The following is a 17562-nucleotide window of genomic DNA, read 5'->3' as shown; positions in this document are numbered from 1 at the left end:
AATTTCCTACTAATTTATGATCCCAGTCCCATTGATTTTGGCTAAAGCCACGTTTTTAATACCCTACTTTTAAATGGGCTGAAGCCCATTCCTATTGAATAATTTTCCATAAAGGATCGAATCAGTAATAGATTGAACCCGTTTTAGCAGATCCATTTGGGCGACTGAGCGAAGCCGTTTGGGTGGCTGAGCGGAGTCGAAGCCAGCGGAGCCGAAGCCAAAAATTCCCTCCTAATCTATGATCCCAATTGAATTGGGGTCACCTTAATTATCAAATCAGCCTTGTGCTTCATTAATTTTGGCTAAAGCCATGTTTTTATTACCCTATTTTTAAATGGGCTGAAGCCCATTCCTATTGAATAAAATTTCCATGAAGGATCGAATCAGTAGACAATACTTTCTTATTTTACTCAATTACAATTCCTCATTTTCTTCGTAAAGGGCAGTAATGTCTTCAATTTTGTTGCTAATATTTTCACCTTCTAAAATTTCGGAAACCCATGACTCAACCAAAATTAAACTTGTGGCATTACAGGCTTGAAGACCATATGAATAGGGACGTAAACCATTGGTATGGGTGAAATTGATATCATATAAAGAACTGTTAAGTGTGCCATTTTCATTAATGGTCCTATAACTTGAATCAATGTCGATCCCCGACAGTATTAAGCGAGTACGATCACCATCGAGCATAATTTTGCTAGCGTCCAACTCTTTGAATAATTGATCCGTGTTCATTTGATTAGCAAAATTAGTGGTTGCCCTTCGTATGCTTCCTTGTTTTACCAATGATTGAAATGGAAAATTTTCTAATTCTACGCTTTTTTGTCCCCCACAATTGATAAATAAATTGTACTCCATCTCCTCTTTTCTATCATTTTCAAACTCAACCGTAATTTTGGTTTTATCATTTTCAAAGGAGTCGTCATTGAAAATAACCTTTCCTGCCTTTAATGCTATACATTTAGCATCATAAAGGGCTAAGAATATCTCTGCAGATTGTAATGGCAAAGCAGCAATAACGTTCATTAAAAAAGGCATGATCTCTTTGTGTAAAAAAACATGATCTTCTGCTGGCAGTAACTCTGAATGGTAATTTAAACTATACATTAAATCATCCAATGTTTCCATCCAGTAAATAGGGATTTTATGGTTAATGGAATCTTTAGCCCTTACCATTTCAGATTTCATTCCTTCAAAGGAATTAACATATTCGTGCTTTTCGGACATTAGAGCGACCAAATCTTTAAAGCTAAAGGCTTCCTGCTGAAGTTTTTCAACTACATCCAATAAATTATCTTTAATGAAAGCAGCAATCAATGAGGGTCGACATAGTTTTTCAAAAAAATCTTCAATTCTTAAAAATCCTTCATCACCTATCAAATCCAATAATTGCCTCCTACTAAAATGGCGATAAATCTCCCGCAATGGCTCTTGTTGTTCATATTGTAAATGTGGAAGCCACCCTTCTGCGGAGTGTAGAACTATTTTAAAATTTGAAGCCTCTTTATGCTTTAAAAATTTTAATTTATTTTCAACAGATACAAACTCTCCGTGCCGATGTGATAGAGAGGTCACAACATCAAAAGCGCTTAAGGAAGCGCCAAGGATACCAACGGGAAAATCATAAAACACATCCTCTTTAGGGAGAATCTTGCTAATTGGCCAAGGGGATGCAAAATATCCAGCTTTTATTTTATCTTTTTCTTTCCAAAGGTGCCCGCTAGCAATGATGACAGTAGAGAATGTCTGTTTTTTATGTTTACTGTCGGTTAATAGTATTCTCCCATTTTTCTTCTGTAGTAGGTCTATCACTTCAGCATCACCATGTTCATTGACTTCGATCCCCGTAGCTTTAATAGAAGTTAATAATTGGTTGAACTGCTCATGAAAATAATATCCTAAAGCTATTCTACTATATACCTCAGAATCATCAATAGGAAATTCACTTATATTGAATTTTGTTAGTAATTCTTTATTTTGCCTGCGAAGCCAATCACCGAAAGATTCTTGTAATTTTGGGATTTCTTCCGATGAAATATTTGCCATATTAAATACATCTGTATTAGAAGGATTATACGGCATACCAAATCCTAAATTTTTATCTTTTTCAAAAATTGATATTTTACCAATTTTATTTTTAAATACGTCAATATGAGTCCAAATATTTTGAAGTAGATAGAGTGAAGTTGGACCACTTCCTATAATAGCAATATTTGATAAATCAATCATAATCAAATGTTTATGCTTTAAATAGATACACACATTAATCTAAATATTCTACCTCAACGTATAACTTTCCAAGTTGTTTAAAATGTTTTAAATTACTCTTCAGATACAGTAAAACCCAGCTTTTCTAATCCCTCTTGAACCTCTGGTGCAGCCATAAATAGCTCCCACCCAAGGCCTGTTCTGTAGTTTTCAATCATCGCAACAATTGGCCCCTGATCGATGGCCAAATAACGTTGAGGGTACCAGTCTTTCTCCGGGCTAAGGGCGTCATAAAAGCCATACCGTCCAAAAACTTTTTCTCCATAATTGTAATACAAATTTTTTATCACCGCCATGCTTTCTTCAGGCGTATAAGGAATAGAAGACAATGCAGCTGTGGGAGAAATCACCCCCAAATCATTTCCTGGCTTATGGGCAGCATATCCTGTTACGGTATAGCTTGCCGTCAAGCCCCAAAGGTCTTCTCCATAGCCTTTAAATCCTTGTTCATTATTTACACACCATTGCCTGTTAATCAAAGTATGGTTTCGGTTATGCTCCCAATAGTTGGCGTATTGGTCTTTTAAGCCCTTAGGATTTAGGCCTAAATAAGAGTAATGAGACCAAAATAAGGGGCCTCCAAACTCAGGTGAGCCATTGTGTTTCAAAGGAAGGTCATGTCCATAGGCCGAAGTGTCATTTACAATCCCACCATCCCTGGCCCATCCTTTATGGTAGACAGTTGCTGGTACCCCATAGGTGGGTGAGGAAGCTGCCAAAACATAGGTAATCATGCATTCATCATAGCCTTTGATCCCAAAATTCTTTTGCCAGGCAAAATTGGGGGACCAATGCCAGAACAGGATATCTTGACCACCTTGTGTGTACCAACTCCATTCCATGGATTTCCATAATTCGTCTATCTGATTGGCGAGTTGCTTTTCCCTTTCACTTCCATTATTGTAGTATTCTCTAACAGCCAATAGGCCCTGCATTAAGAAAGCTGACTCTACTAAATCTCCTCCATCATCATCATTTCCAAAAGGCTTTACTTTACCGCTTTCACCATTGATCCAATGGGACCATACTCCATGGAATCTGTCTGCCTTTTCAAGGAAGTCCACTATACGTTCAAATCGCTCTAAGCCCTCTTCCTTACTCACCCAGTTTCTTTCAATTCCTGCCAATAATCCAAAAATACCAAATCCAGTTCCTCCTGTGGTCACTACATTTTGGTCATTTTGTGGATAGACTCCATCCATATGAACTCTTTCCCTGGCCATTCCTGAATTGGGTTCTGCACCTTCCCAAAAATACCGAAAAGTATAGTATTGTACCATGTCCAGCAATTCCTCATCCGTCATGGATTGGGTAGCTACTGTGACTTCACCCAAACTCTCAGTACCTTCATTTAATTGTGCTTCCACCTTGTAGGAAAGTTCTAGCTCAGTCCCCAGGTCGTTCACAAAATCCATGTAAATGGTATCCTTCACGTTTGCTCTTTCTGTATAGCTATTGTCCTCTTTTTTTACAAAAACAGCATAGCTCTTAGCCCCTTCAACAGACTCCCACTGCAATTCAACATGTCGGTCATATCCCTTAACAATTATCCTCTTGGATGGTTCGGGATTGTTGTCACAACTTGAAATAAGGAGCAACACTCCTATTCCAAAAATCCATAAGTTTAATGTCCTGTTCATTTGATATCTCTTTTATATTGACGCTATTAATCAATTTTTCAATAACTAAACCCCAACTTTTCCAAGCCATCTTTGACCTCCTGGTTTTGCATAAAATATTTCCACAATAAACCTGTTCTGTGGTTTTCTATCATAATTATTATGGGCCCCTGATCTATGGCGAGATAACTATCCGCAAACCAATCTTCAGTAAGGTTAAAAGCATCGTGAAAACCATATTCTCCCCATAACCTGTCTCCCAAACCATAATAATACAACTCTAGTGCAGCCATTGAGGCTTCTGGTGAATAGGGCATGGACGACAATGCGGCAGTAGGCGCTATTACGCCAATATCATTGGTCGGGGAATGGGCGGAATATCCTTCTTGGTTGTCACTGGCTGTCAGCCCCCACATCTCTGGGCCATACCCAACATAGCCCAAACTGTTTTGCTCGCTATAGGCTTGGTGAATTAGGCTATGGTTTACATTTTGAGTCCAGTAGTTGGCGTATTGATCCTTTAAGTTTCTGGGATCCAAACCTAAAAACGAATAATGCGCGTAAAACAAGGGGCCTCCCATTGCAGCACCTAAAGGCAATTCCTTCCCAAAATAACTGTTCCCATTCATTATTCCTCCATCTCTTGCCCAGCCCTTATGGTACACCTCTGCGGCAATGGGATGGGTAGGGGATGATGCTGCCAAAACATATACAATAAGGGCTTCATTGTATCCGGAAACGGGTAAATTCATATCCCATTCATGGTTTGGAGACCAGTGCCAGAACAATTTGTTTTGACCTCCTCTGGTATACCAATCCCACTCTACTTCCTCCCATAAAACATTTATATCCTCAATGATTTCATTCTCCGTGGCATTAGAAGGATCCAGGTATTCTTTAACAGTTAATAGCCCTTGAATGAGCAGGGCTGTCTCAACAAGATCTCCCCCATCGTCTTTGGGACTGAAAGGAATCACTTTCCCTGTATTGCCATTTAACCAATGAGACCATGCACCATGAAACCTATCTGCTTTTGATAAAAATTCCACCACTTTTGCCCACCTTTCCACACCTTCACTTCTACTGATAAATCCTCTTTCTATTCCAACAATAATGGCCATCATACCAAATCCGGTTCCACCAGTGGTTACCAGGTCCCCTGAAGTATTTCTTTCTCTTACCAATCCACTACTCGGGTGAGCAAAATCCCAGAAATACTTAAAGGTTTGCTCCTGAACCAGCGTTAACAAAGCAGCATCGGTGAGAACAGGAAACTTATTAAGCTCAGATTTGCCTGTATAAAATTCAACAGTAAAATCCTCTAATTCTTCTGACACTGAAGAATTAGGATCAGAGACTATTGAAAGGGTATGCTTTTTAAAATCATTAAGTAAACCTGTACTTTTGATTGTCCAAGTCTTCTCACTGTCTCCTGCTTCCACTTTCACAAGAAGCGGATTCCCATTCTCTGTTAGCTTTACCTGATCTGATATAAGGTCGATAGTTTGGGAAAAAGCCAAGGTTAAAGAAAAGTCTAGACTAGCCCCTACCCATCGGCGGTTACCAACCCATTCAGCCCCATCAATCTCGAAATTAAGCACCTTAATGGCCGCAGATAAGGTGGTAAATTCCAACTTATAACCGGAAAAGTAGGCACCATTTTTCCCTAATGAACCTTCTTTGACTGCTAAGGAATAGGCAGTGCCTTGTTTTAATAAGCCAATAGGTCGGAGGATTATTTCTCTATTTTGAGCTAAAAAATTAACATTAAAATTCACTAATTGACCGGATTCCTTCTCTTTGAAAATTATAAGGTCATCTATATTGCTTGCCTCTATTGCAACAGAAAAAGTCAAAGAAATGCTTTCGTCTACAGCAACACTTGTATTTTGGCTAAAATCCTGAGCCAACAGAATTTGACCGGCCGTTGCTTTGGTCAATTGAATATTGGGTGCCTCAGAATTTTCCTCCTTACAAGAAAATATCAAAATCAGGAAAAGGTAGGGTAGAATTAATTTTCGGTACATGGGGTAGAAAATAAAACGGCAGCCGTGATGGGTGGCTGCCGTTGAGCTATGATTTTCTTAATTGTTTTCTGCAGCCATAATAGCTTGAATCTCTTCCTGAGTCAAAACTTTATCAAAAATCCTCAGTTCATCCATCAAGCTGGAAGTGGATAAATGTCCCCATCCAGCAAATCGGGGAGCTCCAGAACCTACAGACAGCAAATCACATCCAGTCCAGTCAATCCCCGGAAAATTATTTTGACTAACAATTTCTCCATTGAGGTAAACTGTGGCTTGATCAGGTGAAATGGTGAAAGCGATATGGTTCCAACCAGCAATAGCCGGGTCAATATCTGCAGCACTTCCTCCATCAAACCAATTGTCACCGGAACCATTTCCCACATTGAGTTTTATCCGCTGTTTGCCTCCCGCATTTTCCCTAAACAACCTGAATCCTGAAGTTCTATTGTTCATTGCTGATGGATTGGATTCATCAGGTGGCCCCATCACCAAAAGCCCTGCCCTATCCGGATTGGCATTCAGGTTGTACCAGAACACAGCACTAAAAGAATCATTTTTTAATCCATCGGTAGGGAATTTGAGGTAAGAATCTGTTTTACCAGCATAAGCACTCCCCACCAATCCATTGGCGAATTCAGGTGCTCCTGCAATATCAGGGATTTGTAGCCTTACCAGCTCCACATAGTCACCATCAAAGGGGGCATAGAAAACTTCACCCTCATAAATTGGCTGATAGGGTTCTGTTTTTTCGAAAGTCACTGATTTCGTAGCAGTTTTACCAGACATATCTGTGGCAATAACTTCAAGCACATGCTGTCCGTTGGTAAGCGTTTCAAAAGTGTATTTTTTCAAAAACCTTCTGTAATCAATAAATTCGTTAAAACTGGCTATTTCTGTTCCATCCATATTTAATGATACTTTTTCGATTTCAATATCATCTTCAATCTCTATGTCTATATTGATAGCCGTGACATCTTCTATGACGCGGATTTGCGTGCCTTCATTTGGAAAATTGATTTGAATTTCCGGCGCCACATTGTCTGTGCCGGGAGCTACAAAGGCGATATCGTCAATATATCCATCTGTGCATGAGACGGCAATCAAGGCCATCAACATGATTAGTGTGAACCTTATATTTATCATCGGATTATATTTTAAATTTACCATTAGTTATTGTTAGCAGCGGCTTTGATTTGAGGCAAAATATCCTGCTGCTCTAAAGGATAAGGCAAGTATTTATCTGCCTCAGGTTCGTAAACCCTTCCTCCGTAATTCAAGGCATCGGTTTGGCCATGACGAATCAAATCGTAATACCTGATTCCCCATTCCATTCCAAATTCTGCAAATTTTTCGTCCAGCACGGCCTCAAGATTTACGCCACTAAGATTTCCTAGACCTGCCCTATTTCGAACCAAATTGACAGCATCATCAGCCGAAACCACTCCTCCTGTGGCACCACTTACCAAAGCCTCTGCATGGATAAGCAATATTTCCGCATACCTGATACAAGTGAAGTTTTTATTTTCACCGTAGCCGAATCTACCTGGAGTAAGTTGGGTAGAGGGTAAATAATGTTTTCCACTTAGAAAATTATACCTGGGGTGATCATTGAATACATCACCGTCCACACTGCTATTGGTAACCCAATTGGGTAGGCTTGCATAATTGGGATCGGCTTGTATTTCGGCTATTCCTTCCGGAGTAAATAAAACAGAGGTGGACAATCTCTCTTGCTCGTTTCTATCCAGCATAAATTTCACATATTTAAGAGATGGTTCCCAAAAACCCCATCCACCTCCGGCACCGGAAACGGCAGGTGTCCAGTTGGAAGGACCGAAAAAATCCCATAAATATCTTGTATTGGTACCACTCGCCTGACCAAAATCTGAATATTGCAGTTCTAAAATATTTTCGTCGTTAAGTTTACCGGGAATTTTGAAAAGCTGGTAGTAATCTGGCTCCAGGCTAAACAAGCCACTGCTAATGATTTCATCCGTTGCGTTTACCACCGCCTGGTAATTTTTCATTTCCAGATTTGCCAGTGCTTTAACTGCCAATGCGGTATACCTTGTAACGCCACCTTTCACTTTTGTCCTTTGATTGGGGTGAACATCCGGAAGGTCAGGGATAGCTTCATCCATCTGTTCGGAAATATGCTGCATCACTGCATCAAAATCTGAAAGGGGTACATTAAACAAGTGACTTGGTTCTGAAGAATTGGGAATCAACACTGCTCCCCATAGTCGGGCCAAATGCATCAATTCATAAGCCCTTAGCACTTTGATTTCAGCAATGTATTGACGGGTATCAGCTTCACTGGCCCCTGCATCCTGGTACTTTTGGATCTCCTCCATGGCACCATGCCAAAATAAAAGATCAGAATAGAGGTTGAGCCAGGTGGAATTGTACATCCAGAAATTTCTGTTGTATTGAAAATTATCTGTTTCTATAAGAGGCACCTGATCTCCACCAGCATTGACATCATCACCCCGTACACTAATTAAAGGGAAGCTTTCCCACTGAAGTGAATAAAGCTCATTGTATGCCCCATACAGCAGAAGGTCCATATTTTGGAATTGCGTATAATCTGTATTTTCAGCAATGAATTTGTTTTCTAATGGCTCATCCAGCAAATCCGTACAAGATTGTCCTGCCAGCCCAAGTGTTAAAGCCAAAAACAAAACGATAGTATATTTATTGTTTTTCATCTTTGTTTCGAATTTAAAGTTTGATGTTTAGGCCGATTGTATAGGTGCCAGGGATTGGATATACCTGACGGTCTATGCCATTGGCTACTTCAGGATTGAAACCGTTGTAATTGAAGATTGTCAATGGCCTGTCTGCAGTGAGTGTAACCCTGGTTTGAGGAAACTTCACGCCCATCACTTCCTTATCGACAATGGCATAAGTTAATCGGACATTTTGAAGCCTAAAATAGCTTCCATCTTCCACAAAATAATTGCTTAAATTCTGGTTCCAACTTCTTCTCAACCCAGATGCTGAAGGATATTTATTGGAAGTCCCCTCACCTCTCCAAAGGTTTTCGGCAAGTTCAGCATCAATATTGGTATCATTGGTGAAAATAATTTCTCCCCTTTTTCTATTGAGAATACTATTGCCAACCTGACCTTGGATCAAAGCGGAGAACTCAAAATTCCTGTAATTAATTCCAGCATTGAACCCATAAGAATACTTTGGTAAAAAAGAGCCAAGGACTACCCTGTCTTCATCATTGATGATCCCATCACCGTTCTGATCCTTGAATTTCAAGTCTCCGGATTGTAAATTGTTGTCGGTAATGAATTGTGGCGTATACCCGTAATTATTGATTTGCTCCTCAGTTTGAAATACTCCATCTGTTTCATAACCGTAGAAAGCCAGGTAAGGCTGTCCAACAATAGAACGCTGTCTGAATTCGGCTGAGCCGGCATCAAGACTTTCCGGACCACCTAGGCTTAAAACTGTATTTTCTAGGGTGGCGATATTTCCACTTAGGTAATAGGAGAAGTCCTGAGAGATATCGTCTTCCCAGTTTAGAGACAGTTCCAGCCCTTCATTTCTAATTTCGCCAACACTCCTTCTTTCACTTGCCCGTATTACGGGTGGAATAATGCTGACAGCCAGGTTTCTTGTGTCTCTAATAAAATAGTCAGCATCTATTGATAAACGCTCTCCTAATAATCTGGCATTTAATCCAATATTTCTCTCAACTGTAGTTTCCCAGCGATCGATCAAATCAAAAGTTGGGTCTAATCTCCTGCCGATTATCAAAACTCCATCAAAAGCCCCCCTGTTTTCCACCAACTCAGGTGCTCCAACTGAAGAATTAATTCCATCATTACCCAATTGACCCCAGGATCCTCTTATCTTAAGGAAATCAATGGCTGGAACATTAAAAAAGGATTCTTCGGTAAGTACCCAACCTGCTCCAAATGTGGCGAAGTTGCCCCATTTTTGTTGAAACTTGTTGTTTCCATCTCTCCTATACGTTCCGTACAACAAGTAGCGGTCGTCATAATTGTAGGCCACTCTTGAGAAATAGGACTGATAAAACAACTTATTTCCGCCATCTCCTATTCCGTTTAGATCAAAATCAGTGGCATTGTTTAGGTACCAAAACTGTTCCTCATCCCGCATTGGATCAGGGTTTAAGTTTTCACCTCTTGCAAATAAAACTTCATTGGTTTCACTCCTGAAAGATTGTCCTAATACTACCGTAAGGTTGTGTAAGTCAAAATTATTCTGATAGGTTAGGAAATTGTCCCAAATCTGATCATACCTTGAGAAGGAATTCCTGCTCAAAGAGGATTGCCGTTCCTCTCTACCATCACTATAAGCAAATCCTACATTTCTTGCATTAATACTCTCCATACTGAAATTGTAGGAAGTTTTAAAGGTCAGGTTATTCGGTATTATTTCTATTTCGGAATAAAAATTACCCAACAGTTTGGAAACTTTGTTCCTGTTGTCAGAATAGAGCAAGTTGTAAAATGGGTTTTGGTTGCTTCTATATCCTAATTGCTGAGCATTAGACAAGCCATAAGGCCTTGCATCTACATTGGTATCATCATAAACAGGAAGAATAGGAACAGCAAAGTAAGACCTAAACCAAGCTCCATTGTCTCCATTGTATTGCTCGGCAGTACTTAGATTCAAATTACCGCCTACTGTCATCCACTCCTTCACATCCGTGTCAAGCTTGATTCTGAAATTCATTCGCTGATAACTGTTGCGTGTTTCTTTCATCAAACCCTCCTGATCAAAATAACTGGCACCAATTGAATACCTGGTTTTATTACTGCCTCCATTAAAAGAAAGGTTGTGGTTTTGTATGGCAGCTGGTGCCATCATTTCACTATACCAATCTGTATTCACTGCAGGTAATGAGGGATCTACATAGCTTCTTCCATAACGTTGAATGGCATTTTGCACAAAGGCAATATCAGCAGCAGATCCTGTTTCATTGATGTATTGAACAAATTGTTGAGAATTTGCCATCTTCAATACATTTTGAGGGTTTTGAATGCCATAATAGCCGTCATATACGATTTCTGGCTCCTGATTGTAATCCCCCCCTTTGGTTTCTATTACCACCACGCCATTTGCTGCACGCACCCCATAGATAGCCGAAGCAGAGGCATCTTTAAGTACAGATATGGTTTCAATGTCATTGGGATTAAGAAAATCTATGTTGTCAAAAAACATACCGTCGACCACATAAAGTGGTGCTCCTCCTCCTTCGAAAGAACCAATCCCACGCACCCGTACTGTTGGCGAGGCACCAGGTGCACCATTACTAACGATTTGAACACCAGCAACCCTCCCTTGTAAGGATTGCATGGCTTGAGAATTGGGTGTTTTGATGATGTCATCGGATTTTATAGTGGTAATTGCGGAGGTAAGGTCTCGTTCTCGTTGCGTACCATAACCAATAACTACCACCTCTTCTAGTCCTTGCGCATCTTCTTTGAAATTAACATTAATTGTGCTTTGGTCACCGACCAATATCTCTTGGGTTTCAAAGCCGATAAATGAAAATACCAGTACAGATTGCGCCGAACTAACCTGTAATTCATAATTACCATCTATATTGGTAACGGTTCCATTTCCTGTGTTCTGTTCAAGAATATTTACCCCAGGAATGGATTCCCCAGATGGGTCCTTCACGGTGCCGCTCACCGTGAGTTGTTGTGCTTGCAATGTCGAGTTTTCGGAAAGCATAAGCCCTCCAAATAAAAGTGTCAGCAAAATTAATGAAAAAGGGATTTTGGGTTTTAAATTTCCTTTTTCAATGGTAAAGGGAATTTTCATAAGGTTTTGAGTTTAGGTAATTTTAATAGTTTATAGGTCAATCAAAGTCCTTTTGATTTGTAGGTTTGAAATTATATTAAAGTATTGGCTGGATATAAAAAATGACCTTAAACTTCAACTAAAACCACATAAAATACTATCAAATTCAATCAAAAAATATCACATTAATATCAGAAAAAAATAGCCTAATTTTAAAATAAAAGGCATATTAAAAAATTTCGTACCGGTTGAATAGCATTAAAATGAAGATTGATAAATAGCTTGTTATAATTGAATATTTTGAGATACTCAGAGGTTTAGACAGGCACCTACTTTGGACCCATGTCTCAAAGCAAATAACCTCAAAAAAAGGGCAGAGGAAGTAAAAACGGAAATAAGTTCTAAATTTCCCCGCCAATCATCAAAACATGAAACAGGTTTTAGTAATCGACCATTTCAAGTTGAACAATTTCCTCCCATCCAGGCTCCAGATCTTCCGAATTGGCAATCCGTGTTTGGACTTTTTTTCTAAAAGCCCATATGGTATTTCTTCTTAAATCCAAAGTTGTCGCCAGCTGGTCCAAGGTTAATTTTTCCTGGGTAATGTAAGAGGCATAGATAATATAGAAAGCTTTGTCAAGGGGAAATTTTATGCCATGGAATACTGTCCCTGAGGTCACTGAATTAATGTAGCCGCATTTGGTACATCTACGGCTAAATACCTTAGGCGTCTTCCCATATTTATTATTGTCACAATGCCGGCATTGAAAACCATCTCCCCATTTTAACTCTTCCAAATACCTATAGCAAGCTGAAGAATCAGGGAATATCTCTCTAAATTCTGAAAGAGTTAAAGATTTCTGGGTTAGCCTTGCGCGAAAAGAAGCTTTTATAGAGCTTTTCAATTTCCAATTGTCTTTATCCAACAAGGCGTTGATACGCTCAATTTCTTCGTCTTTCTCCTGAAGTTGACCATTATATGTTTCCAGAAGTTTGTTCTTTGCTTGAAGTTCAGCAGTCCTTTCACTCACCTTAAACTCCAGTTCCTTGTTTACCTTTTCTTTTAAGGCCATATTCTCTTTGTATTGCGAAAGGGATCTTTTAAGTGCCTTGTCCCTGATTTCCTTCATTAACCTAATCCTGTCTCCCAAGGCAAAAGACAAAAGCACCATTTCCACTAGAAAAGCAAAGTGAAGACTGTAATAAACAAAGGTATTATGGGGTATAATGGCATTGTTAGCCATAATTTTTATACAGACTCCTATAAATAAAACACCGTAGGCCATGACAAAAAATCTGGCAGCCTGGTATTTTTTCACTAGCAGAAAAATTGAAGTAGACAATATTAATAAAAAGGGTAAGCTATCGAAATAGGTAAGTTCAAAATATTTAGTGTCAACAAATAAACCTAAACAAAAAAGGACAATCTTAATACTTAGAGAAATCCACAAGGAATAGTGAAAAGCCAATGCCTTTCTTTTGGTGTTTAGAAATCTCACTGTAAACAAAACCGCCCATAACACAATCGAGAAGCTAAAAATACCATTCACCACAGCATTCCAATTTGGATAATTGGGCCAAAAATATTGAAAACCTATTCCATCTAGACTCATTGCATAAAGCGCCACACTCAGAAGGTAAAGAATGTAGTAAACGTATTTCATCTCTTTGACTGCCAGAAATATTAAAAGATTATAGAAGGCAATAATCAAAATCATACCATAAAAAAGGCCGTAAAGAAAATATTCGCTTAGGGCATAATGAACAAAACGATTAAGGGACCTTACCGCAATTCTGATATCAGCCTTTTGTGAAGAATTAATCTTGAAATAAAAATTAGAAATGCCAGATTCACTATTATCCAAAAGCAATTGGAAATTTTTATGATTGAAAAGTCGCTGTGAAAAGGGATTACTGTCTCCCATTTCCTTTACCGTATATCCCCCATTGGCATTAGGTACATACGCAATAATATGGTCGATGCTTTGGTCATAAAACTCGAGTAACCATTTTTTTTTACTTTCTGGACTGTTATCGATCGATAGCTTTACCCAGTAGGTATAATCAGTATTAAAGTTATTCTTACTGAAGTTAGGCCTGATTTTTATAAACTGCTGAAATCTTTCCTCACTTATATCATTGAAATCCAGTTGATTTGTACTGTCCTCAAAAAATTCAAGTTGATTGATAGCATAAATTCGTTCATTCCAGCCATCATCAATTTTTAATGTCGCGGCACCAGATATTCTTTGACCTAAACAAAGAGAGTTTGAGATCAAAATTAACGTTACAATAGGCCAAACCTGTCTTCTCAATAAATTATACATTTCCACTCTCTTTGTAGACCATGATGCAATAGAAGCAAACAACCACTTTTAGGGCTTAGTTATTAAAAAATGAAAATGGGCAAAAACCATGCTTAATTTGGAATCAACCCAAATCATATTTCTGTGACTTCTTTCTTTGGGGCTGAATGGTTAAAGAGAATTTAAAAACTGCACGCAGAGTCGCAGAGCCGCAAAGAAATATTTTCTACACCCTAACGAGGGTTAAGTAAAAAAAAACTAATCAAAGGGTTACCTTTTCAATAAGAGGCAACAACCCTATTCCCTTTGCGTCTTAGCGCCTTTGCGAGAAACAATAACTAAGTAGAATTTGAAAATTTGCACGCAGAGCCGCAGAGTCGCAAAGAAATTCAAGAATAAAAAAAACAATTCAAGGGGTACCTTTTTAATAAGAGGCAACCCTATGCCCTTTGCGTCTTAGCGCCTTTGCGAGAATCAATAACTAAGTAGAATTTGAAAAACTGCACGCAGAGCCGCAGAGTCGCAAAGAAATTCAAAAATAAAAAAAACAATTCAATGGTTACCTTTTCAATAAGAGGCATCCCCATTCCCTTTGCGTCTTAGCGCCTTTGCGAGAAACAAAAGCTAAGTAGAACTTAAAAATTGCACGCAGAGCCGCAGAGTCGCAAAGAAATTCAAGAATAAAAAAACAATTCAAGGGGTACCTTTTCAATAAGAGGCATCCCTTTGCCCTTTGCGTCTTAGCGCCTTTGCGAGAATCAATAACTAAGTAGAATTTGAAAAACTGCACGCAGAGCCGCAGAGTCGCAAAGAAATGTTTTCTACTTCTTAGCGAGAATCAATAACTATGTAGAACTTAAAAACTGCACGCAGAGCCGCAGAGTCGCAAAGAAATGTTCTCAACGTCCTAACGAGGGTTAAGAAAAAAAACTAATCCAAGGGTTACCTTTTCAATAAGAGGCATCCCTTTGCCCTTTGCGTCTTAGCGCCTTTGCGAGAATCAATAACTAAGTAGAACTTGAAAAATTTCACGCAGAGTCGCAGAGTCTCAAAGAAATGTTTTCTACTTCTTAGCGAGAATCAAGAATCTAAAAAGAACTTAAAAACTGCACGCAGAGCCGCGGAGTCGCAAAGAAATGTTCTCAACGTCCTAACGAGGGTTAAGAAAAAAAACTAATCCAAGGGTTACCTTTTCAATAAGAGGCATCCCTTTGCCCTTTGCGTCTTAGCGCCTTTGCGAGAATCAATAACTAAGTAGAACTTGAAAAATTTCACGCAGAGTCGCAGAGTCTCAAAGAAATGTTTTCTACTTCTTAGCGAGAATCAAGAATCTAAAAAGAACTTAAAAACTGCACGCAGAGCCGCGGAGTCGCAAAGAAATTTAAGAATAAAAAAAACAATTCAAGGGGTACCTTTTCAATAAGAGACATCCCCATTCCCTTTGCGTCTTAGCGCCTTTGCGAGAATCAATAACTAAGTAGAATTTGAAAAACTGCACGCAGAGCCGCAGAGTCGCAAAGAAATTTAAGAATAAAAAAACAATTCAAGGGGTACCTTTTCAATAAGAGGCATTCCCATTCCCTTTGCGTCTTAGCGCCTTTGCGAGAATCAATAACTATGTAGAACTTAAAAACTGCACGCAGAGCCGCGGAGTCGCAAAGAAAAATTTTCTACTTCTTAGCGAGAATCAAGAATCTAAAAAGAACTTAAAAACTGCACGCAGAGCCGCGGAGTCGCAAAGAAATTTAAGAATAAAAAAAACAATTCAAGGGGTACCTTTTCAATAAGAGACATCCCCATTCCCTTTGCGTCTTAGCGCCTTTGCGAGAATCAATAACTAAGTAGAATTTGAAAAACTGCACGCAGAGCCGCAGAGTCGCAAAGAAATTCAAGAATAAAAAAACAATTCAAGGGTAAGCCAAATTATTATCCCAAAACCTTTAAAATTGGGAATTTGAATTTCCATAGAATAGAAAGGAGTATTTGCAAACTACGCCTAGTCAAGGGTAGTTGCAAACTCACCTTGTCGAAGCAAATTCTGGACAAAAAAATCCGGCAAACTACCATAAATGTTAATTTGCCGGATATAATAAATTTTCTTAAAGTCCTTAAATTTGGGTTAAAACCACCTGCTAAAGAGATTGGTTCTAAGCCTTTGAGGCTTTTCTTGTTCAGCAGTCATTTCATAAGGAAGTTGCCAAACTTTTCCCTCACTGTCCCCAAAATAAAGTTGACTCTTGCTGAAATCGTTTGGATCTCCATCTGCCCAAAAATATAGAAAAGGATCTGTTCCATTCGACACCCTTCTAATATAATTGTGGTTTCGCTTACTCCCTTTCGTTAGTTTTTTCGATCTGTCCCAGGTTTTACCGGCATCTGTACTCTTCCACATTTCCACTTCACCACCAGCACCATATTCCTGTGGTGAATTATTCGTAGGACCTATTACCATCCAATCATCACCATCTACCCACAAACTACCCATGTCATAATTTTGGTCTGACTGAGTGATTATATTGTCTTGCCATTGGTTACCATCCCAATGGACTACATGCCAGTTTCTAGGGCCATATTTAGGTCCTGGTTGATGCCCTTCTCCTTCTACATACAAAGCGATAGGATTACCTAGTGCATCAAAATTCACATCTTTTAGGTATACATTTCGTTTTTGGCTAAAATATTCTTTCACCAATCCCGAGGTAGAAGGATCTGTCACCGGTAAGGACACCGTATTGCCATTGATATCTGTCCATGTCTGGCCAAAATCTTCTGTCTGATAGTAATACAAATTAGTTCTCAGGTCCACGTTGCCATTGGGATGCCAGTTACAAAAAAACACAATTTTATTTTCATGCTGACTGCTGATCTGGTAATGTCCACTGTTTTTATCTTCTGGTCTTTTTATACCTACTAGATGTTGGTCTGCTGACCAATTAGAACCATCAGGACTTGTTTCAAAATACAATTGACGCACTCCGGTATATTTGGTAAAAAGGTTTAGAAATCCCTTCCCAGCAATGTATTTCGGTTGCGGGTAAGTCATCTCTTCCTCGGTAACCTGCTCGAAAGAAGTTATGCTGTATGGCAAAGTACTTTTGTACTTGAAGCCCATTCTTCGACTTCCTCTTCCACTTACAAATACCCATATATAGCCTTCATCATCAATTGCAAGACTTGGATTGTCATGTGGGTCGTCTACTCCTAATTTATCGTAAACAATTACAGGTTTTGAAACCATGCCGGTGTTGTGATCAAACACTCCTATCATGCAGAGAAGGTATCTTTCATCCTCGCTCCTGGTACCCCCATAAACAAAAAAGGTCTGGTTTACTTTAGGCGCATAAATGGCCAAGGGAATATGCTTTGCAGTATAGGTGCCAAGGCCCCCAGAATATTTATCACCAAATTCTGATTTTTGACCTAGGGTAAACCAAATACCTTTGTATCCATCAATGGTTGGGTTATTCTCTTGGGCTAGTAATGTGTTGGCAGAGGAACAAAAAAGTATTAATAAACTAATTAATAAATAGTTAAAGAAAAGCTTCATAA

The 17562-nt window shown here is 39.0% G+C and carries 8 protein-coding genes; all 8 read right to left on the bottom strand.

The genetic code is table 11. The features are described 5' to 3' along the window. Window positions 1–414: 414 nt before the first annotated feature. On the bottom strand, window positions 415–2232 hold the full coding sequence (locus AC0L7T_RS12695; protein ID WP_473343020.1) for an FAD/NAD(P)-binding protein: 1818 nt from the start codon (window positions 2230–2232) through the stop codon (window positions 415–417). Window positions 2233–2324: 92 nt separating this feature from the next. After that, entirely contained in the window at window positions 2325–3911 is a 1587-nt protein-coding gene (locus AC0L7T_RS12690; protein ID WP_473343019.1) for a glucoamylase family protein, read from the bottom strand. A 38-nt stretch (window positions 3912–3949) separates the two neighbouring features. Next, window positions 3950–5917: a glucoamylase family protein gene (locus AC0L7T_RS12685; RefSeq protein WP_473343018.1), complete on the bottom strand. Its 1968-nt coding sequence runs from the start codon at window positions 5915–5917 to the stop codon at window positions 3950–3952. Between the two features lie 57 nt (window positions 5918–5974). Further along, entirely contained in the window at window positions 5975–7060 is a 1086-nt protein-coding gene (locus tag AC0L7T_RS12680) for a LamG domain-containing protein (protein WP_473343017.1), read from the bottom strand. Window positions 7061–7083: 23 nt separating this feature from the next. After that, window positions 7084–8625 carry a RagB/SusD family nutrient uptake outer membrane protein gene (locus AC0L7T_RS12675; RefSeq protein WP_473343016.1) on the bottom strand — a complete coding sequence of 514 codons (1542 nt, stop codon included), beginning with the start codon at window positions 8623–8625 and terminating at the stop codon, window positions 7084–7086. Window positions 8626–8638: 13 nt separating this feature from the next. Then, entirely contained in the window at window positions 8639–11728 is a 3090-nt protein-coding gene (locus tag AC0L7T_RS12670) for a SusC/RagA family TonB-linked outer membrane protein (RefSeq protein ID WP_473343015.1), read from the bottom strand. 419 nt (window positions 11729–12147) lie between these two features. Beyond that, complete coding sequence (locus AC0L7T_RS12665; protein ID WP_473343013.1) at window positions 12148–14034, bottom strand: 7TM diverse intracellular signaling domain-containing protein; 1887 nt, start codon at window positions 14032–14034, stop codon at window positions 12148–12150. A 2098-nt stretch (window positions 14035–16132) separates the two neighbouring features. Further along, window positions 16133–17560 carry a BNR-4 repeat-containing protein gene (locus tag AC0L7T_RS12660; RefSeq protein ID WP_473343012.1) on the bottom strand — a complete coding sequence of 476 codons (1428 nt, stop codon included), beginning with the start codon at window positions 17558–17560 and terminating at the stop codon, window positions 16133–16135. Between the last annotated feature and the right edge of the window lie 2 nt (window positions 17561–17562).

This window comes from Cyclobacterium sp. 10D3-21 (assembly GCF_055809755.1).
The sequence above is the reverse complement of the archived record's forward strand: the minus strand, read 5'-3'. Positions and strand labels throughout refer to the sequence as shown.

Bases quoted from the DNA above. Each gene is read 5' to 3' on its own strand.
- AC0L7T_RS12695 (WP_473343020.1), bottom strand. From the start codon at position 2,232: ATGATTGATTTATCAAATATTGCTATTATAGGAAGTGGTCCAACTTCA.
- AC0L7T_RS12690 (WP_473343019.1), bottom strand. From the start codon at position 3,911: ATGAACAGGACATTAAACTTATGGATTTTTGGAATAGGAGTGTTGCTC.
- AC0L7T_RS12685 (WP_473343018.1), bottom strand. From the start codon at position 5,917: ATGTACCGAAAATTAATTCTACCCTACCTTTTCCTGATTTTGATATTT.
- AC0L7T_RS12680 (WP_473343017.1), bottom strand. From the start codon at position 7,060: ATGATAAATATAAGGTTCACACTAATCATGTTGATGGCCTTGATTGCC.
- AC0L7T_RS12675 (WP_473343016.1), bottom strand. From the start codon at position 8,625: ATGAAAAACAATAAATATACTATCGTTTTGTTTTTGGCTTTAACACTT.
- AC0L7T_RS12670 (WP_473343015.1), bottom strand. From the start codon at position 11,728: ATGAAAATTCCCTTTACCATTGAAAAAGGAAATTTAAAACCCAAAATC.
- AC0L7T_RS12665 (WP_473343013.1), bottom strand. From the start codon at position 14,034: ATGTATAATTTATTGAGAAGACAGGTTTGGCCTATTGTAACGTTAATT.
- AC0L7T_RS12660 (WP_473343012.1), bottom strand. From the start codon at position 17,560: ATGAAGCTTTTCTTTAACTATTTATTAATTAGTTTATTAATACTTTTT.